18 protein-coding genes and 1 tRNA gene are annotated in these 19,563 nt (G+C 67.3%); 16 read left to right on the top strand and 3 right to left on the bottom strand.

Going from position 1 to position 19,563, the window contains the following annotated elements:
• Positions 1-7 precede the first annotated feature (7 nt).
• From BKH20_RS09010 to BKH20_RS08975, 8 genes are all read left to right on the top strand, one after another.
• Positions 8-1,093 (top strand): ROK family protein, encoded by a 1,086-nt coding sequence (locus BKH20_RS09010; protein WP_075390778.1) that lies wholly within the window; start codon positions 8-10, stop codon positions 1,091-1,093.
• A 178-nt stretch (positions 1,094-1,271) separates the two neighbouring features.
• The gene (gene nadD, locus BKH20_RS09005; RefSeq protein WP_070662809.1) at positions 1,272-1,955 is read left to right on the top strand and encodes a nicotinate-nucleotide adenylyltransferase; all 684 of its coding nucleotides are present in this window, start codon (positions 1,272-1,274) and stop codon (positions 1,953-1,955) included.
• Entirely contained in the window at positions 1,945-3,651 is a 1,707-nt protein-coding gene (locus BKH20_RS09000) for a hypothetical protein (protein ID WP_075390777.1), read from the top strand. The genes nadD and BKH20_RS09000 overlap by 11 nt, the downstream gene beginning before the upstream one ends.
• Positions 3,652-3,717: 66 nt before the next feature.
• Complete coding sequence (rsfS, locus tag BKH20_RS08995) at positions 3,718-4,137, top strand: ribosome silencing factor (protein ID WP_075390776.1); 420 nt, start codon at positions 3,718-3,720, stop codon at positions 4,135-4,137.
• Positions 4,134-4,775 (top strand): histidine phosphatase family protein, encoded by a 642-nt coding sequence (locus BKH20_RS08990; protein ID WP_075390775.1) that lies wholly within the window; start codon positions 4,134-4,136, stop codon positions 4,773-4,775. Before rsfS ends, BKH20_RS08990 begins: the two co-directional genes overlap by 4 nt.
• A 93-nt stretch (positions 4,776-4,868) precedes the next feature.
• Positions 4,869-4,944, top strand: a tRNA-Ala gene (locus BKH20_RS08985).
• Positions 4,945-5,026: 82 nt separating this feature from the next.
• The gene (locus BKH20_RS08980; protein ID WP_075390774.1) at positions 5,027-5,677 is read left to right on the top strand and encodes a MarC family protein; all 651 of its coding nucleotides are present in this window, start codon (positions 5,027-5,029) and stop codon (positions 5,675-5,677) included.
• A gap of 127 nt (positions 5,678-5,804) precedes the next feature.
• A complete protein-coding gene (locus BKH20_RS08975) occupies positions 5,805-6,692 on the top strand; it encodes a hypothetical protein (RefSeq protein ID WP_075390773.1) in 888 nt (295 codons plus the stop codon).
• A gap of 125 nt (positions 6,693-6,817) precedes the next feature.
• Here BKH20_RS08975 and BKH20_RS08970 read toward each other — a convergent pair whose 3' ends face one another.
• Complete coding sequence (locus tag BKH20_RS08970; protein ID WP_004565152.1) at positions 6,818-7,096, bottom strand: DUF1540 domain-containing protein; 279 nt, start codon at positions 7,094-7,096, stop codon at positions 6,818-6,820.
• A gap of 371 nt (positions 7,097-7,467) precedes the next feature.
• Entirely contained in the window at positions 7,468-8,190 is a 723-nt protein-coding gene (gene deoD / locus BKH20_RS08965) for a purine-nucleoside phosphorylase (protein ID WP_075390772.1), read from the bottom strand.
• 227 nt (positions 8,191-8,417) lie between these two features.
• Here deoD and BKH20_RS08960 point away from each other — a divergent pair, with 227 nt between their 5' ends.
• The 8 genes from BKH20_RS08960 (at position 8,418) to BKH20_RS08925 (ending at position 16,840) form a co-directional block, all read left to right on the top strand.
• Entirely contained in the window at positions 8,418-9,998 is a 1,581-nt protein-coding gene (locus tag BKH20_RS08960) for a sodium-dependent transporter (RefSeq protein WP_075390771.1), read from the top strand.
• Between the two features lies 1 nt (position 9,999).
• Positions 10,000-10,173 carry a methionine/alanine import family NSS transporter small subunit gene (locus BKH20_RS08955; protein ID WP_075390770.1) on the top strand — a complete coding sequence of 58 codons (174 nt, stop codon included), beginning with the start codon at positions 10,000-10,002 and terminating at the stop codon, positions 10,171-10,173.
• A gap of 126 nt (positions 10,174-10,299) precedes the next feature.
• A complete protein-coding gene (locus tag BKH20_RS08950) occupies positions 10,300-11,157 on the top strand; it encodes an HAD hydrolase family protein (protein WP_075390769.1) in 858 nt (285 codons plus the stop codon).
• 8 nt (positions 11,158-11,165) lie between these two features.
• Positions 11,166-13,172 (top strand): serine/threonine protein phosphatase, encoded by a 2,007-nt coding sequence (locus BKH20_RS08945; protein ID WP_075390768.1) that lies wholly within the window; start codon positions 11,166-11,168, stop codon positions 13,170-13,172.
• Between the two features lie 95 nt (positions 13,173-13,267).
• Positions 13,268-14,002, top strand: a complete 735-nt coding sequence (locus BKH20_RS08940) for a vitamin K epoxide reductase family protein (RefSeq protein WP_075390767.1) — start codon at positions 13,268-13,270, stop codon at positions 14,000-14,002.
• Positions 14,003-14,010: 8 nt separating this feature from the next.
• Positions 14,011-14,763: a metal-dependent transcriptional regulator gene (locus BKH20_RS08935; RefSeq protein WP_075390766.1), complete on the top strand. Its 753-nt coding sequence runs from the start codon at positions 14,011-14,013 to the stop codon at positions 14,761-14,763.
• Between the two features lie 174 nt (positions 14,764-14,937).
• Complete coding sequence (locus BKH20_RS08930) at positions 14,938-15,861, top strand: Abi family protein (protein ID WP_075390765.1); 924 nt, start codon at positions 14,938-14,940, stop codon at positions 15,859-15,861.
• Positions 15,862-16,393: 532 nt separating this feature from the next.
• Positions 16,394-16,840 (top strand): HIT family protein, encoded by a 447-nt coding sequence (locus BKH20_RS08925; RefSeq protein WP_075371804.1) that lies wholly within the window; start codon positions 16,394-16,396, stop codon positions 16,838-16,840.
• 27 nt (positions 16,841-16,867) lie between these two features.
• Here the strand turns inward: BKH20_RS08925 and BKH20_RS08920 are convergent, their stop codons facing one another.
• The gene (locus tag BKH20_RS08920) at positions 16,868-19,363 is read right to left on the bottom strand and encodes an HNH endonuclease signature motif containing protein (protein WP_075390764.1); all 2,496 of its coding nucleotides are present in this window, start codon (positions 19,361-19,363) and stop codon (positions 16,868-16,870) included.
• Between the last annotated feature and the right edge of the window lie 200 nt (positions 19,364-19,563).

Genomic DNA, 19,563 nt, shown 5'->3' with positions numbered 1-19,563 from the left:
AGAAGATATGGGTTGTCCCGCTGACCTTGCCGCGCCCCTCCGCCGTGAGGAGGGCGTCGTCGCCATGGGGGTCGATGTCAGTGCCGACGCCGTCTCCGCGGTTGTCGCTGATGGCCGGGGGAGTGCCGTGTCCTCCCTGGAACGGCCCGTTCCCAAGGAGTGCCGTTCAGACGCCGACCGGCTGGCCCAGGAGATCGGCAGCGCGGTCCAGTCCTTGTGCGCGGGCCTCGCCGATGACCTCAGCGATGGAGCGTCCGGTGCGGCGACACTTGTGGTCGGGGTCAGTGTGCCCGGCGTCGTCGACGAGGATGAGGGATGCGTGCGCCGCAGCGAGACTCTCGGGTTGCAGGACGCCCCGCTGGCGAGCCTGGTGAGGCAGTCGTTGTCGTCTCAGGCCGTCGAGGTACCCGGACTCTCCGGAGACCTTGAGGTGAGGGTCTATCAGGATGCAGGCTGTGGCGCCTGGGCCGAGAGCCAGTGGGGTGCGGCCGGAAGGAACTGCCTCTATCTGGCGGTCGGTGCGCGGATCTCCTCCGCCGTCCTGCTGGGCGGCGCCCCGGTGCTCGGTGAGGGCTGGGCCGGTCAGGTCGGTCGGATCCTAGTTCCCGATCCGGACTGGAGCGGGGAGAGGGCCCGTCTGGAGGATGTCGCCTCCGTGTGCGCCATGGTGAGGCGTCACACCGCCGGCATGCTCGATGACTCCGCGGGCTCCTCCGGCTCCGGCGCCACTGCGCCGGAGCCGGGCAGCTGTGATGACGCTTCCGGTGAGTCATTGACCCAGTGCGCCTCAGGTCTGGAGGCCCTCCTCGGTGCGATGGGTTCGGGGGACCGGGAGGCGCGCCGCGTCTGGGAGACCGGCCTTGACTGCCTGGCGGAGCTCGTCGCTCACGGTGTCGGTCTGCTCGGCCCCCTCGACGTCGTCGTCAACTCCGAGCTGATGCGGGCTGACGAGGCCGCATTCCTTGAGCCTCTGCGACGTCGGGTGGCTGATCTCGTGGGCGACCTGCCGGCGCCACGGCTGATGGCCGCCAGGCTCGGGGCAACGGCCCCGGTGCTGGGGGCGGCGGGGCGCGCACTGGCCGGCTGGAAGTAGTCTGACGGCAGCCCGAATGCCGCCTCGCGTCTCTGCGCCGTTGGCTGATAACTCGCTTATGGCGTTGCGGAGACCCACAATGGGGGTAGGCCGTGGCAGTATGTTCGCCAACTGCAGTTGTCCAAGCCGGTTGAGGAGAACCAAACGTGTCCCCCAAGAGAGAAGCGAGGCGCAGCGCGTGACCCTGTCTGCTCGTCCGCTTCGCATCGGCATCATGGGGGGAACCTTTGATCCGATCCACCATGGGCACCTGGTCGCAGCCAGTGAGGTGCAGAACGTCTTTGCTCTCGACGAGGTCATCTTCGTGCCCACCTGGGCTCAGCCCTTCAAGAAGGAGCGCAAGGTCTCCCCGGCCGAGCACCGGTACCTCATGACGGTCATCGCCACGGCCTCCAACCCGAGGTTCACGGTCTCCCGGGTCGATATCGACCGGGGCGGGACGACCTACACGATCGACACCCTTCACGACATCGCGACCGAGTACCCGGGCGCGGAGCTGTACTTCATCACTGGGGCCGACGCGCTGGCACAGATCCTCACCTGGAAGGACAGTGAGGAGATCTTCGACCTGGCTCATCTGGTGGGGGTGACGCGTCCCGGGCACGTCCTCAGCGACTCCGGGGTTCCCCGCGACCGGATCTCGCTGGTGGAGGTACCGGCCATGGCGATCTCGTCGACTGACTGCCGTCAGCGGGTCGGCGAGGGGTCTCCGGTGTGGTACCTGGTTCCTGACGGTGTCGTGCAGTACATACGCAAGTACGGGCTCTATCGTATGGCCTTGCGGCCGGCGTCGGCGACGTCGATGACGGCGAGAGTGGCCCGCGAGCAGTCCCTGAGGAAGGAGAACGACGGTGAGCACTGAGCAGACCGGCGTCAATGCCCCCACGTCCGAGGAGCCGACGCCGGATGAGCACGCTCCACGCGGTAGTCGTCGTGCGATCCGGCAGGCGGAGCGTGCCGCGGAGCGCGAGGCGATCCTGACCGGTCAGCAGCCGCTCCTGACCCGGCGTGAGATGAGGCGTCTGCGTGAGGAGGCCAAGGCGCTCAGGGCTGCCGTCGAGGCGGGCGAGATCACCCCTGAACAGGCTCAGGCGCTCCAGGACCCTCTTGCCGATCCCACGTCGGTCACCTCTCGTTCCTCCGCCACCTCCGGTGACGAGGCCGAGTCCGGCCCGGGGGAGCCGGTCGAGCCCGCTGCCGTGGACGGGGGTGACTATCTCGAGCAGGGAGGGCAGAACCCGCCCCTGAGCATGTCCGACCCCGAGGGGCCGGCCGCCTCCGCTCCGAGCTGGCGCTCTCTGTCGGCGGCCGAGGCCGTGGCGATCTCCGAGATCGAGACGGGCCTGATGGAGGCCGTTGATCTGCCGGTGGCCACCCTTGACTACGACGCCCACTGGGCTGCGGAGGCCAGCTCCGAGCCGGCGCCGGTGCCCACCCGCTTCTCGCTCAAGGACCGCCTTGAAGGAGGCTCCGTCTCCGAGACGGAGGAGCCGGAGAGCCCGCAGGGCAATGAGCTTCGGGGCGCGGTTGAGGCGAGCGACGGCGCTGAGACCGAGGAGCCTGCCACCAGTCCCTACGACTACCGGGAGGGTCTCGAGCCGGCGGCCCAGGGCGACGGGGATTCCTCCTCGCAGTCCTCCTCAGCGACCGACGTCGTCAGCGCCGCCTCCGCTGTTCCCGCCGCCTCCGCTGTTCCCGCCGTCTCCGCGACGGTCCCCGGTGCCGCCGACCTCGCCGTTTACGGGCAGGCCGGGGCCGCGCGGACCACCGAGTCCGCCCGCAGTGGGGTCAGTGCCGGGTCGGCGTCCTCCGCCGGCTCGGTGCGCCGCCCCATCGTGCGGATTCCTGCCGCTGCGCAGGGGGTACGCACCGTGAACGCCTCCACGGGAGAGCTCAGCTCGGTCCAGCCCGTGGACAGCTCGCCGTCGGCCCAGGAGGCCGCCGACGCGCAGGATGTCTACGGCGCCCCCTCCGTCGAGGAGCCGATGGTGCAGGGCGACGCTGAGGTCGAGATCGACGTCGAGGCGCAGACCATGGTGGTGCCGACGTCGGCACCCTCGACTCAGGCTGCGCAGGACTCTGAGTTCGGTGCGCCCGGGGCCCCGCAGTGGAGGTCTCTGCATGAGCCCCCGCAGGCGGGTAGCTTCCAGGAGGCGATCGTGGACGGGACGGCTGAGACCGCAGCCGTCCCCGGTGAGGCCGTCAGCCCCTACGCCTTCTACAGCGAGGAGGCCGAGAACGGCAATGGTCCGCTGGGGGCCTCTGAGTGGGACTCCGTGGCGGCCCCGGCTGCTGAGGCTCCCGAGGAGCCCTACCTGGCTCCCGTCAACGAGGTGACTGGCAGGGTGCCCACCCCCGATCACGTCCTGCCGATGGAGCAGCCCGGCTCCTCCTCACGCATCGGTAAGATCCTCATGGCCGCACTCATCTTCGTCCTCCTGCTGCTCATCATCGGTGTTGTCCTGGCGCTGCTGATCTCCAACGGCAAGCTCGGCGGCAGCTCGAGCGCCATGGCGGCCGGCATCGGGGCGGGGGAGTGGATCCGTCAGCTCGTCTGACGGCGGCGTGCACGGTACAGTCGCCGCTGCCGCATGATGTCCGACTGACCGTCCCGAAGGAGAGCCGTGTCCGCCACTGAACACGCCACCGGCCTGGCGATCGCTGCCGCTCGCGCGGCGGCCGATAAGAAGGCCGAGCACCTCGTCGCCATCGACGTCTCCGAGCGACTGGGACTCACTGACGTCTTCCTGCTGGCCTCCGGGGCGAACGACCGCCACGTCCACGCCATCGTCGACGCGGTCGATGAGGTCATGCACCATGCCGGGGCCAAGCGCCGCACCCGGGAGGGCTTCGCCGACGCCCACTGGGTCCTCGTGGACTACGGTGACGTCGTCGTCCACGTCCTGCAGAACGAGGACCGGGAGTTCTACTCGCTCGAACGTCTGTGGAAGGACTGCCCCGCTATCGAGCTGCCGGTGGACCTGACGCATGAGAGCAGCCGAGACGGTGATGCCCTCGGTGGCTGGGAGACCACTGCGTCATGACGGATCTCATTTTGTGGCGCCACGGTCAGACCGACTACAACAGTCAAGGGCGTATTCAGGGCTGGGTCGACATCCCTCTCAACGAGACCGGTCGCGACCAGGCCCGGCGCGCCGCCGAGGGCATCGTGGCGCTGGGGCCCGTTCGCATCGTCTCCTCCCCGCTGGTGCGGGCTCGGGCCACGGCTGAGGTGCTGGCGTCGCTGACCGGCCTGAGTGTCGAGATCGATGAGGGACTGGCGGAGAAGTCCTTCGGGGACTGGGAGGGGCTCAAGGCCGCTGACATCAAGGAGCAGTGGCCGGAGCACTACGCCACCTGGCGCGCCGGGGGAGAGCTTCCGCAGTTCAGGATCGAGGGGCGCCGTCAGACCGCCGAGAGGGTGGGGGAGGCGCTCAAGGCCATCGTCGCAGGCACTCAGAAGGACGACGTCGTGGTGGCCGTCTCCCACGGAGCGGCCACCAACCTGGGGGCCACCTACCTGCTGGGGATGGATGCCCAGCAGTGGTTCGGCCTACGTGGCATGAGCAACTGCTGCTACGCGCTCCTGCGGACCGGCGAACGGTCTCCGGGCTGGTCGGTGGTGACGTGGAACGCCGGGCCGCCGGTTGACTCCAGTTCGTTGGGTAGCATCCTGGGCTGAACGGGTGAGGTAGTGCACGTGGTGCGGATTTGCTCTGACGGGTCCGAACTTCATATAGTTGTCCGTGTCGCCGCACGCGAGCGACGCCCGGACGGGGCTATGGCGCAGTTGGTAGCGCGCTTCCATGGCATGGAAGAGGTCGGGGGTTCGAATCCCCCTAGCTCCACCACATCACCAAGCAGGCCCCGCCATCCAGGCGAGGGTCATTGTGTTTCTCCACTCACCGTTACACTGTGCGGCACAATGCGGGTATGGCTATTGCTGTACTGGTCAAGGCCTTGGGTGCCTTCTTCGCGATCATGAACCCCTTTGTCAACTTGCCCCTGTTCCTGAGCCTCACCCAAGACCAGGATGCTGCGACCCAGCGGCGCACAGCGGTTCGTACAACGATCTCCTCCACCGTCATGTGCGCCGTCGTCCTGCTCCTCGGTGCGACGATCCTGAGATTCTTCGGCATCGGCGTCGACGATTTCCGGATTGCAGGCGGAATCGTCCTGCTCATCATCTCCTTGTCCATGCTCCACGGCAGTGGCTCCAGCGCCCACGAGGGCAGCGCGCAGGAGAAGCAGCAGCAGCGCGACGTCATTGCCGGTGACGGGAACGACATTGCCTTCTACCCCATGACCTTCCCCATCCTCGTGGGTCCGGGAACAATCGCCACCATCATTGTCATCCAGTCCCAGGCCCGGGGACTGGACGGGCATGCGGCGGTTGTGGCTGCATTGGCGGCCGTCCTCATAGCGCTCGGGATCGTCCTCTACTTCTCAGCCAGCATCGGTGCTCGTCTGTCCAAGACGATGCGCACCATTATGACTCGCCTCATGGGAATGATCCTGGCCTCGATCGCGGTGCAGATGATCGTCGTCGGGATCCAGCACCTTTTCCCCGGGCTGGCTCGCTGAGACGCGCCCCACGTGCGGGTTCTCGAGAGGAACTGGCTCCGCGAGCAGACTGAGGGTAGCCTCACCTTCAGATGCTGCTGGGAGCACCCCGCTCCCACGTGCGGCAACACGGTAGGAAGGTAAGCGTGTGACCTCCGTTCAGGTTCCTGACATCATGCAGCGTGCTCGGCGCATGGCCCGGCGTCTTCTGGCCGGCAGTGGGAGCGCCGCGGTAACGGCCTACCGCATCGACCCCTCCGCACCGGCTGCCTTCGTCGCTCATGCCATGCGGGCCGATGGCCGGATCCTCGTTGCCGCCTGTCCTCCCAAGAGCACCCCGTTGGCCATCGCGCCCGACGGCGTCGCCGTTGACGTCCGACTTGATGTCACTCTCGACGCGGCCGAGCCCGGTGTCCGCATCACTGCCGCCACCGCTCATCTGCTCGGGAGCCTGACCTGGGTCGAGGGCGAGGACCGCGCCCTGGTCCTGGCCTCCTCTCGGTCCTCTGCCTGCCACTGCGCCATCGTCGGCGAGGATCCGCTCGAGCGGGTCCGGGAGATTGCCTCGGGACCCGGTGGGCGGCTGGGCGTCATTGCCTGCGAGCGGGTCATGCTTCACTGCGTCTCCGGGGTCTCCAGCCACGACATTGAGGAGATCCTCGACGTCGACTCCACCGATGCCGGCGCAGCCCTCTCACCCTCCTGGAGCCCTCAGGAGATCATGGACGCCCATGAGGCGGTCAGCGCCGTCGGCCAGCTGGGGCTGCGGGCCGTGTGCGAGGCCGTGCGTGAGGGGCAGATGCTCGGATGGGTCTGCTCCTCCCGCCCTGCCGTCGGGGTGTGCCCCACTTTGTGGGACAGGACCCTGTGCGTCGACGTCGATGCCCACGGGGTGACCCTCATGTCTATCACCGGTGAAGAGGTCATCACGCTGGTGGTCTCCTTCCCGCAGGCCCTGGCCGGTGCCGGTGAGGTCGGGCCGACCCTGGAGCAGCTGGCCTCTCAGGCCCTGCCGCAGCGCCTGGCTCGTCCCTGAGGCGAAATTCAGTCACCCGGCTGCGCTGGCGGCCGTTGATCCGACTGCAGAAACCAAAACGGGGATGCCACCATGCGGTGGCATCCCCGTTGGCCCCCAGCCGCTCGAGCTGGAGAGCCTTCCGGTCAGCGAACCTCGTAGGTTGTGCAGGCGGCGGTGTCGCCGCCGACGGTCACGGCCTCGGCCGTGCACATGAGGTCCTTGTTGTGGACGCACTCGAGGCGCTGGCAGGCACCCACGTGGCCCTCGGCCACCGGCAGACCGCCGCGGGCGTCGAGGCTGATGAAGGTGTCGCAGGCCGGTGCGCCGTTGTCGCCACCGACGGTGATGGCGAAGGCGGTGCAGCCGCCGTTGTTGAAGGCGCAGGAGGTGGTGGTGCAGGAGGAGATCTTGGTGACGGACATGATGCTTTTCCTTTCGAGCGGATGTGCGCTGTGGACGTGAATAACGTAAATCCGCATCCGCTCCCCGGCAACGAAGGGCAGCCTGTCCTGCTTCGGATCACGTTGTCAATCGTTGCAATGACGCTGTTTTAGCGATTCATGTCAGGTTGTTTTCGCCCGTTGGAGGCCTTTGAGGAAGGCTGGGGTTGTGTGCCGTCGGTTTTCGTTATTCCTCGCAGGTAAGGCAGCCCTGCGAGGGTGTGGTTGAGGACTTGCCGCTGTGCGAGGGCACTACGTCAAAGGCGGGGCGGACACTGCCCGCCCCGCCTCCGGGGAGTCGCTGTTGTCTGGGTCGCCCGGAGGCCCGAGCGACCTGGAGGACTGCACGTGGATCAGCTGTGGGCCGCCGCCACGGCCAGGCGCAGAGAGTCTGCGAAACGGGTCTCGCGCTCGGCGGCGCTCATGTCGCCGGAGTGGTCCAGCAGGTGGTCGGAGACGGTCAGGATCGCCAGCGCCTGCTTGTCGTACTCGGCGGCGACCCCGTAGAGGGCGGCGGCCTCCATCTCCACTCCCAGGACCCCGTACCTCGCCAGCGCCTCGGTCTGCCCCTCAGGGGTGAAGTAGAAGTGGTCCCGCGACATGACGGTGCCCAGGTGGACTTCTCCGCCGGCCAGAGCCCCCTCGAGCTGCGAGGCCTCGTATGCGGCCGCAGCCAGCCGGAAGTCCGCCACCGCGCAGAAGTTGACGCCCGGGATGCGCAGCTGGTTCATGGAGGAGTCCGTGTGGGCGCCGGTGGCCACGATGACGTCGCCGACCTTGACCTTCGGGGAGAGGGCGCCGGCGGTGCCCACCCGAATGATCCGCTCCACCCCGAACTGGCTGAACAGTTCGGTGGCGTAGATCGTGAAGGAGGGCTGCCCCATCCCCGAGCCCATGACGCTCAGTGGCCTGCCGTTCACGGTCCCGGTGAAGCCCAGCATCCCGCGCACGTCAGTGACCAGGCGGGCGTCATCCATGAGGAGCTCGGCAATGCGCCGGGCCCGCTTGGGGTCGCCGGGCATGAGGACGGCTGGGGCGAAGTCTCCCGGCTCTGCGGCAATATGAGGGGTGGCCATGGGGGTCCTCTCGGAGTGGTGAATCAGGTGTGGACAGTGGTGTTCAGTGTGGCATGGATCGCGTGAGAAAAGACAGTATCCCGCCCTGACGATTGTCCGTATCGTGAACATCAGACGACACATCGTGGTCGCTGGGCTAGCGTCCAACGACAAAAGGGCCTGCGCCCCATCCGCAGGAGAAGGTAGCCCCAGGGCCGCCTTCGTTCGTCACATCACGGAAGGCACTCATGACCTCCAAGACAGAGGAGAGCGAGTCTCTTCAGGCGCCCCCGCGCGAGCAGTGGAGCGGTCAGCTCGGCTTCCTCATCGCCGCCATCGGCTCGGCGATCGGGCTGGGCAACATCTGGCGCTTCCCCGGCGTGGCCTACACCAACGGCGGCGGCGCCTTCATCGTTCCCTACGTCATCGCGCTGCTGGCGGCTGGGCTGCCGATCCTCTTCCTCGACTACGCCCTGGGCCACCGCTTCCGTGGCTCCCCGCCGGCGGTCTTTAGGCGCCTGTCCGCCAGGCTCGAGTGGCTGGGATGGTTCCAAGTCTTCATCTGCTTCGTCATCATGACCTACTACGCGGTGGTCGTGGCCTGGTCCCTGCGCTACATGCTCTTCTCCTTCAACATCGCCTGGGGCGACGACGCGGCAGGCTTCTTCCAGAACTACATCGGGATGGACCGGCTCGGCTCCGAGGTCGCCTACTCCCCGACAGTCATCATGGGCGTGGCCCTGCCGCTGCTGTTCGTATGGGGCTTCGGCCTGGTGGTGACCGCCCTGGGAGTCAGCGGAGGTGTGGAGAAGGCCAACAAGATCTTCCTGCCGCTGCTGGTCCTCATGTTCGCCGGCCTCGTGGTGCGCGCCCTCATGCTCCCGGGGGCGGGGGAAGGCCTCAATGCTCTGTTCACACCCAAGTGGTCCGCCCTGCTGGACTACCAGGTGTGGATGGCGGCTTTCGGGCAGATCTTCTTCTCCCTGTCCGTGGGCTTCGGCATCATGCTCACCTACGCCTCCTACCTCCAACGGCGCCGCTCCAACCTGGTGGGAACCGGTCTCGTGGCGGGCTTCGCCAACTCCTCCTTCGAGCTGTTCGCAGGCATCGGAGTCTTCGCGACCCTCGGCTTCATGGCGCACACGCAGCATGTCGGGATCAGCGAGATGAAGATCACCGGGCCCTCCCTGTCCTTCATCACCTTCCCCACCGTCATCGCCCAGATGCCCGGAGGCGCGCTCTTCGGGGTGCTCTTCTTCGCTTCCTTCTCCATGGCGGGGCTGACCTCCTTCATCTCCATCATCCAGGTGGTGGCCGCCGGCGTGGGGGAGAAGCTCGACCTGACGCCGAAGAAGGCCTCCCTCGTCGTCGGCGTCCCGGCCGCCGTCCTGTCCTTCGTCCTGTTCGCCACCAGCTCGGGCCTGCCGGACCTCGACGTCGTGGACGCCTTCATCAACAACATCGGCGTGGTCGCCTCGGCCATCATCATGTGCGTGGTGGTCGGCTGGGTGCTGCGGCGCACCAGGCTGCTTCAGGACCACCTCAACGCCGTCTCCGAGTCCCGGATGATCGGCCTGTGGTGGCGGGTCCTCGTCGGCGCCGTCGTCCCCGTCCTGTTGGGATACATGTTCATCCAGACCCTGTGGACGTACCTGTCTGAAGGATACGAGTCGGAGGCCTACTCCAGCGGCTTCGTCATGGTCTTCGGGTGGGGGATGCTGCTGGTGGTCGCCCTGGGCACCGCCGTCATGAGCCTCATCCCCTGGAAGACCCCGGTGGACGAGTTCGAGCCCCTCACGCTGGAGGCCGCTTCCCGGGAGGAGGACTGAGATGACCGGAATCGCCGTGCTCATCATGCTGATCGCCATCGTCATCATCTGGGGTGGCCTGGCGGTGTCCATCACCGCACTCATCTCGCGCGGACGCCGCGAGGACCGCGACGCCCGGGCCGAGGCCTCGGCGCGTGCTCGCGAGCACATGCTCAACCCCGAGCAGACCGACTGACCGGCGCGGTTCGCAGTGCGTCCGCAGAGATCCACTGACGAGACCGCCTGAGAAGAGAGACTGACTCCACCACCCGTCTGGGGCCCGGTTCGGCCGGTTTCCAGGCGGGTGGGACACAATACGCCTATGACTCAGACTGATATGAGCCTCCAGGTGCTGCCCCGCCTGGTGGCCTTCGACCTCGATGACACGCTGGCGCCTTCGAAGTCGGCCATGCCACCGGCCATGGCCACAGCGCTCAGGCGGCTGCTCGACGTCGTCCCCGTCTGCATCATCTCCGGGGGGCAGATGGGGCAGTTCCGCGACCAGGTCCTGGCCCACCTCGATGCCGACGCCGACGAGCTCTCCCGGCTCCACCTCATGCCCACCTGCGGAACGCGCTACTACACCTACGACCCCTCCCGCGCCGAGAGCGATGAGGACGCCTGGACGCTGGTTTACGCCAACGACCTCACCCCTGAGCAGATCCGCACCGGTTTCGAGATCGTCGAGGCCCAGGCGCGTCGGCTCGGCCTGTGGGAGGACAAGACCTGGGGGGAGATCCTGGAGGACCGCGGCAGCCAGATCACCTTCTCCGCCCTGGGGCAGGAGGCCCCTCTGGACGCCAAGCGCGCGTGGGACCCCACGGGTGAGAAGAAGGCCGCTCTGCGTGACGCCGTCGCCCCGCTCCTGCCGGACCTGGAGGTCCGCTCAGGCGGCTCCACGAGCGTCGACATCACTCTCAAGGGGGTGGACAAGGCCTACGGTATGAGGCGCCTGGCTAAGGTGACCGGTATCGCGTTGGAGGAGATGATCTTCGTCGGCGACCGCCTGGACCCGGAGGGAAACGACTACCCCGTCAAGGCCTTGGGCGTTCCCTGCCAGGCCGTGGGCGGCTGGCAGGACACCGTCACCTACGTCACCTCCCTGGCGAGTCTCATCGCCTCTCAGACGCACGACGGTGAGGACCCTGCCGCCCAGGTCTCACTGGGCGCTCGTCTCTGAGGTGAGCTGTGCTACGGACAGCTTCAGACCCTGACACCGATGCCGGTACCGGCACTACCGGAGGAGCCGGAGACCGGTGGGACGGTCTGCTGACAGCCGTGCGGCACTGCTGCGCCCTGGTCGTCACGGTGCTGCTCTCGCCGCGCCTGTGGTGGCGTCGTCGTCGCCGCGGCACCCGCACGGCGATCAGTACGGCGGCCATGATCCTGGCCTCCAGCCTCGTCTCCCTCCTGCTGGGGGTGTCTACGGCGACGGCCTCGACGCCGGTCGGCCCGCACGAGGCGACCTGGTCGACAACCCTGGACTCCACGGTCACACTGGACCTCGGGCCGCTGGGAACCGCGGCAATGGAGTCCCCTGCGGGGATCCTCGGTGTCAAGGTGGTCCTGGGGGAGATCCCGGGCGATCCGGCACCGGATACGGCCAATGCGGCCAGCGTGGGGCAGTCCCTGTCCTCCGACGCGACCTCCTACCTCTCACTGGTCTCCCACCCCGACCTGACGATCCGGCAGGGCCTCTACGGACTTGCCGGCGACGCCCTGCGCCGGGCCGGGGTCGTCGAGGCGATCTTCCTGTGCTGTGTGGCCGCCTGGCGCCTGGCACCGACCAAGCCCTGGCGTGAGACTGTCCGAGCCGGCGTCTCGCACCGTTGGGCCGCCACCGTGGCGTTCTCCGCGGCCGTGGCCACCGTGGCCTTTCTCCTGATGCCGGCCATGCGCACGGCCCCCTCGCCCGGCTCCACCCTGTCCGTCCTGGAGGGGACCCCGCTGGCCCAGGCCCGTTTCTCAGGACGCATCGCCGACGTCGTCACCGCCTATGGTCCCAAGGCGCGTACCTTCGTGGAGACGAGTAAGGGATTTTACGCCAAGGCGGACACCAACCTGCGGGCTGCCTGGAAGGCCGCCGAGCAGACTGAGGGCCTGGTGGATGTCACCGCCGCTGACGGAAAGGTGGACACCGAGGACCTGCAGGCCCGGGTCAGGGCGTCCTCCGCGAAGACCCTGGTGAAGGCCACCGATCCTGAGCCCGATGCCGCCCCGCAGCCGTCTGAGAGCCCGAGGGCCGCTGCGACGCCCTCGATCTCGGTGACCGGGGCCCGCTCAGTGTCCGAGCGCGGACGCAAGACCGCCGTGCTCACCACGGACCTGCACTGCAACCTCGATGTCATCGCCTTCTCCGGGGTCCTCGACCAGCTCTCGGGCGCCGATATCCACATGGATGACGGCGACCTGACGATGACCGGTTCGGATCCGGAGCGGGTGTGCGTCGACGCGCTGACCCAGGCGGTCCCGAGCTCGGCGAAGAAGGTCGCCACGATCGGCAACCACGACTCCGACGCCACCGCCTCCCGCCTGCGCTCCCAGGGGTGGACCGTCACCGACGGCTCGGTTCAGACGGTCGCCGGGATCACTGTCCTGGGGCACGACGACGCCGAGCGCACGACGGCGGCGGGCACCAAGCCCCGCGGCGGGGAGACCACCGAGAAGATCGCCTCCCGCCTGGCCACGACCAGCTGCGGGGGTACGCCGGTCGACGTCGTTCTCATCCACCAGCCCGCCACCTTCGACACGCTCACGAAGGAGGGCTGTGCGCCGCTGCTCCTGGCCGGTCACGTCCACGCCGAGCGGGGGATGACCACAGAGATCAGCCCCCGAACCGGCCTGCCCGTCACCGGGATCATCTCGGGGGCGGGCAAGGGCGGCACGTCACTGGGCGCGGTCACCGAGGACGCCTTCCTCCACGTCTTGTCCTTCGATGCCACCGGGGCGCTGGTGGCCTGGCGGACGGTCATCCTTCACTCCGACGCCTCAGTGACGGTGGGGGCGTGGCGGCCCGTGCCCGGTATCGCCCCGGGACAGACGACGGCCACGATGGCGTCGACTCCGAGCCCGTCGGCGTCGGCCACCTCGGTGCAGGCACCGACCGAGGCTTCGCAGAGCGTGGGGCCTGAGGAGGCCACGCAGCCACAGGAGGGGGCCGAGGCCCAGGGGGAGAGCGATTCCTCGGACGGGTAGGGCGCAGGTGGCCGCATGTGGCATACGCTCTCGTCCTGACAACCCCCATGACGCCCAGAAGAACTGCTGACGCACCACCGGTGAGGAGACTGACGATGTCGCGCATGCCCACAGATGCCGAGATCGATGAGATGAGCGAGGAAGAGCTCGAGGCCTACCTGGGCTCCGCCCCCGCTCAGGAGCTCGACCGGCGCACCCGCCGCGATGCCGGCGAGGACCTAGCCGTGCGCCCGTCCTGGCTGCGGCGCTCCGGGGCCGAGCGGGGATTCGGCTGGCTGCTCACCGTGTGCGCGCTCATCGGGATCCTCGCCTGCTGGGAGCTCATCAGCGCCCAGCTCGACCTGCTGCGCAACCCGGACGCGGAGCTCGTCTGCGACGTCAGCCCCCTGGTGTCCTGCGGCGACTCCCTCAATGTGTGGCAGGGCAACCTGCTGGGAGTGCCGAACTCCTTCGTCGGGGCCATCGCCTTCGGGGCCCTGGCCGCGATCGGTGCGGTCCTGCTCAGCGGCGCGCGCCTGCCGCGCTGGATGTGGTGGGGGCTCAGCGCCGGCAGCCTCGGCGGGATCGCCTTCGTCATCTGGTTCCTGTCCGTCTCCATCGTGACCTTCGGCAAGCTCTGCCCCTTCTGCATGGTCATCTGGTCCGTCACCATCCCGGTGGCTGCCCACTCCTGGGCCTGGGCCGCGGCCGGCGGGCACCTGGGGCTGCGCGACAACCTGGCGCTGGACGTGCTCAAGGCCCGCTGGTGGATCATGGCGGCGATGTACCTGGTGGTGGTCCTCACCATCGTCATCGCCTTCGGCGGCCAGCTGGCCAGGCTGTTCGGGTGACTGCGCCCATGGGGCGGAGGACTCCGAGCGGATCCGGCGGGAAGTCCTCGGTGGCGGGGGACTCGACCGTCACGCAGGACTACCTCAAGGTCGTGTGGGTCGCCAGTGAGTGGGGCGGCGCGGGCGCCTCCGTCACCGGCTTGGCCAAACGTATGGGGGTGGCGCCCTCGACCGCCTCGGAGAACGTGGCTCGCCTCGTGGAGGAGGGGCTGCTCGTCCACGAGCCCTACAAGGCCGTCACCCTCTCCGAGGAGGGGCGGCGCCGGGCCATGGGCATGATCCGCCGCCACCGCATCCTGGAGACCTACCTGGTCACTCGGCTCGGCTTCGGCTGGGACGAGGTGCACGCCGAGGCCGAGGAGCTTGAGCACGCCGTCTCCGAGCGGCTGCTGGAGAGACTCGATGCGGTCCTGGGGCACCCCACCCGTGATCCGCACGGGGACCCGATCCCCACGGCGGACGGCCGCCTTATTGTGCCCGACCTGGTGGGCCTGGAGACCCTCCCGGTGGGCTCCGACGGCGTCGTCGGACGGATCCAGGACGACACCGAGACACTGCGCCGCCTGGAGAGGGGCGGCATCGGGTTGGACAGCCGGGTGAGGATCCAGGATCGGGGCACCGTGGCGCCGGCCGTGGAGGGCGGTGGCCGCCGTCGGGCTACCGTCATCACCCTGCTGGACGACGACGCCTCACGCAGCGCAGGGCCCAAGGATGCTCCGGAGGCCGTCATCCCTGACGGCTCCCTGTGGCTGCTGGCCTGACCTGAAGCTGTCACTACCCTATTTTGTGCAAAATTGTGACTTAAGTCATGTTGCATTAAGTTGGATCTCGGGCATTTCGTCGATTATATTTCTAGCCATCACGACCGGTTCCGCTTCCGTCAAGGAAGTCCAGGGCCGGTCTTCGTTTTATCTCGATGATGAGTCAAGGTGGCAATGGTGGTTGAACAGCCCAAGAGCTTTAAAACTTATGAGGAGCAGGTAGATCTCCTTATAGGGCGGGGAATGTGTGTTGCAGATCGTGAGCGAGCCATCGAGAAATTGCGTCGGGTCAACTACTATCGCCTATCGGGGTACTGGTATCCGTTCCGTATGCGTAGGCCGGATGGGGGTGGTCGATCTGATCGTTTTCTTCCTGGCTCTGCTTTTGATGATGTGGTTGCTCTCTATGATTTTGATGCACGACTTAGGGTGGCGGTCCTCGCTGCGCTGGCGCCAGTTGAACTGTCGATGCGAGCCTTGGTTGGGCATGCGTTGGGTGAGATAGACCCGTGCATCCATCTTAATGCAGATTTGTTAGGTCCTGTCGCAAGAGGGGAGCGCTCGTCAGAATACAAAGAGTGGCTGAAGAGGTATAACGAAAAGTTGGATACTTCTCGTGAGGACTTTGTGCAGCACCACAAGGAGAGGTATGGTGGAACCCTTCCGATATGGGTGGCGGTTGAGTTGTTGGACTGGGGGATGTTGACGCATCTTTATTCAATGTCACCTCGCGTTGCTCAGGTGAAGGTTGCTGATGCTGTCAATCTCACTTCTCCTCAGTTGGAATCTTGGCTAAAAGCCCTGAATATCGTGAGAAACATCGCGGCACATCATGGACGTATGTATAATCGAGTTTATGGTAAAACGCCTAGGTTGCCGAGAAGGGAAACGCATCCCGAGGTGCTATTCTGTGTCGATGCAATGAATCGAATTTTTGGTCAGGCTACTTTGATTCAATATCTACTGAGAGTTCTTAAGGCGGGTAATCTTAAAATACTACCTTCGGTGTTCAGGACGTTTCCCGAAAACGAGGTTGTTCCTTTTTGGAGCACGGGCGCTCCTGATGGTTGGGTTCAGGGTGGACTATGGAAATTGTAGGACATCTAGTGTGTTGTGAGGTGTAGTTGGTGGTGTGAACTTGAATTGTCGGACTATTGCTATCGAAACTACTCAAAGTCAGGGTGTTGCGTACTTGTCGACTTGATAGGCTCCTGTGCGTTCATCGTGGCTCGAGCGAGAGAGTGACTCATGGGGCAGCAATAGGCAGTTCCTGGCGACACCGTTTCTTCCAAAGCGAGGCAGACACTTCCGCCTACGCCATCAGAGAGCACGTTCTCATCCATGATGAGGAGTGGACAGTATGGATGGTGGCCCGGCGACTCCCGGCCTGCACCTTGAGGTGAGACGGGGGGCTCGGCCCTGGTTCGCGACCAGGAGGCCATCTTCTTCACGGCCATCGAGCACGTTGAACGGCTCGATCCCGCTCAGGCCCAGTTCGTTCCGGATTAGTTGGCGCGGTATCTGTGCACTCGCCTGTGGCTCGACGTCGTGCCGACTCGTGCCCGTGAGCGACTGCTCGTCTGCTGACAAACCTGGATGGATCCGGGCGCGGCTGGGGGACAATGGGGCCATGAGCACGATTTTCACCAAGATCATCGCCGGTGAGATTCCCGGCCGTTTCGTGTGGGCGGACGAGGTCTGCGTCGCCTTCGCCACCATTGAGCCGCACACTGACGGGCACGTCCTCGTGGTCCCCCGAGCCGAGGTCGACTCCTACGTGGATGCGCCCGACGACGTGGTGGCGCACCTGGCCGTAGTCGCCAAGCGCATCGGTGCCACGCAGGTGCGAGTCTTCGAGGCGCCCCGGGCTGGGCTCGTCGTGGCCGGATACGGCGTCGACCACCTGCACCTTCATGTGCTGCCGATCCGCTGCGAGGAGGACCTGTCCTTCTCCTCGGCCCGCCACCCCGAGGCCCCCGAGCTCGACGCCGCCATGGAGCGCCTGCGGACCGGCCTCATCGAGGACGGCTGGGGCGGGTTCGTGCCCGCGCAGATGGACAGCGCGGCGCTCGCGTAGCGCCCGAGGCTGCCCGCTTCGTCCTCGTCAGAAGGGTGGGGCTTGGTCGATGAGGGGTGCGAGTTGGAGGGTGTGGGCGGCTTTGGGGTAGGGGGTGGTCTCGTAGGCTCCGGGTTTGTGGCCGGGTTGGGGGCCGCGGGTCTCGAGGCGGGCCCTGCCGCTGCTGGGCTGGGTGCGGTCGAGGGTGGTGTTGAGGCGGTTGAGGATGTCGGGGCTGATCTGCTGGCTCAGGTCGGCCGGTATGACGGTGCCGGGAACAAGGTGCTGGTGGGGTCCGACCCTCTTGGGGTGGCGGGTGATGGTGCCGTCTGGGTGGCGCTGGTAGACGGTCTTGTCGGGGGTGTGCCAGGACAGGGTCCCGCTGGCCTGGTCTCTGGTGAGGGCCCAGCCGGGGGTGTGCTTGAGGCGGTGGTGGGCCTCGCACAGGACCACGAGGTTGTCCAGGCTGGTGGTCCCGCCCTGGCTCCAGGCGGTGAGGTGGTCGATGTCGCACCGTTCGGCGGGGGTCTGGCAGGTGGGGAAGACGCAGGCCCGGTCGCGGGCGCGCACCAGGTCGGCCAGGCCGGCCGGGGGACGGTAGCGGGTGCGGCCCACGTCGATCACGACTCCGCTGACCGGGTCGGTGATCAGGCGCTTCCAGGTCCCGCCGGCGGCCAGGGCCCAGGTGGTCAGGGCCGGTACCGCCGCGCTGCGCGCCCCGATGCGCACCTCCGCGACCTCGACTGGTGTGGAGGACAACGGGGAGACGAGCTGGGCGGTGGGCTGAGAGGCGGGATCAGCGGAGAACGAGGCGGCCGGCTGGGAGACGGGAGCGGCCGGGGCGGGTTCGGGCAGACTCCTCCCACCAGTGGTGGGCAGACTTCTTCTGCCGTCCCGGGACGCTGCACCGTTGAGAGGATCGGTCGTTACGGTGGGGTTCTGGCCTGGAGAGGCTCCGCTGGGCTTCAGGTGGCGGGGTCCCTCGAAGCACTCGCCGCCTCCGGGGTCACCGCTGCCGGTGGGGTCTTCTGGTGGTGCCAGACCAACCAGGCTGGTGATGGGGACGGTGACTTGGACGTTGATGTGGATGCCTGCTGGGAGGGGGAGGTGGTGTCCGGTGCCTGGTGGGGTCCACCACGGGCTGGTGGATCCCACCAGGGAGCTCAAGGTCCCCAGGAGGCCTTCCAGTGGCACCCCGTCAGGCAGCAGGCGCCCCGGAGAGGCAGGGAGCCGGGGAGAAGCCAAGGAGGCGGCCAGCTCACTCACGCCACCGAGACCGCCACCAAAGCCGCCAGTGACGTCACCGCCGCCGGTGCCGTCGCTAAGACTACTGGTGGCGAGGCCTCCGCTGATGACGCGGCCACCGGTGCCACCGAGGGTGTCGCTGAGACTGCCGTCATCGGTGCCGCTGTTGTTGTCGTGGTTTGTGCTTGCGGGGGTGTCGTCGTCGGGGGTTTGCGTGGGTCTGTGGTAGGCGGCCTGCTGGCTGGTGCGCAGTGTTGAGAGGGTCATCGCGGTGATGGCATCGGCTCGCAGCTGGCCCAGGGTGCGCTTCTCGCCGCAGGCCCGCGCCGAAGCGGCGATCGCGTCCAGGGTGGCGTCCAGCAGCAGGGCGTCCATGGTCGGCAGCAGCAGGCGGACCTGGGAGACGCCTTCACCGGCGGGCCGGGGGCGTGACACGCACCGCCGCTCGGTATTGTTCTGGCTCCGCTCAGCGTGACCGTCAGGGTCGATCTCCATCAGAGCCCGATCCAGATCCCTCCCCACCTGCGACACGCTCCGCCTGGGCGCCTGAGGTAGAACCTTGTCCTGGACCGCCAGCGCCACCAGAGTGGGGACGTCTTCCAGGCGGCGGGTCACCAGGAACGCCTTCGCCGAGTCCAGGACCCCGCAGCGTTCCATGGCCTCGACCGGGGCGAAGCCCATGCTCATGAGGGCCTGGCCGTGATCCACCATCTGACCGGCCCGAGTCCGAGAGACGCCCAGGCGGGTGGAGAGCAGGCAGGTGGCATTGAACCGCCGCTCCTCATAACCCATCACCGGAGAGACCTCACCATGCGGGCCCCACTGGCCCGGGTGACTCGACAGCTCAGGGCACCCGGTCAGGCAGGCCGCCGCCAGGGCCTCGCCCCAGGTGGCCCAGGCCGCCAGGCGGCGGCAGGCCGCAGCCAGCTCCCCCAAACCCGCAGCCCCCAGGCCGATCAGTCCCGAGGTGCTGGCCTCCTCCGCGCCCACCGTCCGGCGCTGTTCGGAGGCGGCCACCAGCGCCACGTCAGTACCCGACTCGTTGGTGAAGAGGGTTGGCACTGCATTCTCGTCAGCGGTGGCGCCCTCGTCGTCGGCGTCCTGGGCAGTCACCAGCAGGTGGGCCAGCAGTCCCTCCACCACGCCGGCCAGTGCTCCGCCGGCGGCCAAGGACCCCAGCAGGCCCGCCACGTCCTCAGGGCAGGTCGCAGCCCCCGCCGACGCGTCCTGGGCAGGCGCGCTCAGCGTCCCGGCCGCACCACCGGCCGGGACACGAGGAAGCACACCGCCTTCGAACATATGTACAGTATAGCAAGTGGTGCCCGCGCCCCGCACGCTGAAGCAGGCTCCAGAATCACTGGAACGGCAACGATTAGCCGCATATCTGACGCCTTTATCACCGGCGCCTTCTCCTCTCGGAGCCGGCCTGACGGCCCGCCGAGACTGCTCGAACCTGGCTGGGCCCGGCCGACGTGACCGGTCTCGCCCGCCCGTGGGGC

Source organism: Actinomyces oris (assembly GCF_001937445.1).
In the GTDB taxonomy this organism is placed as follows: domain Bacteria; phylum Actinomycetota; class Actinomycetes; order Actinomycetales; family Actinomycetaceae; genus Actinomyces; species Actinomyces acetigenes.
The sequence above is the reverse complement of the archived record's forward strand: the minus strand, read 5'-3'. Positions and strand labels throughout refer to the sequence as shown.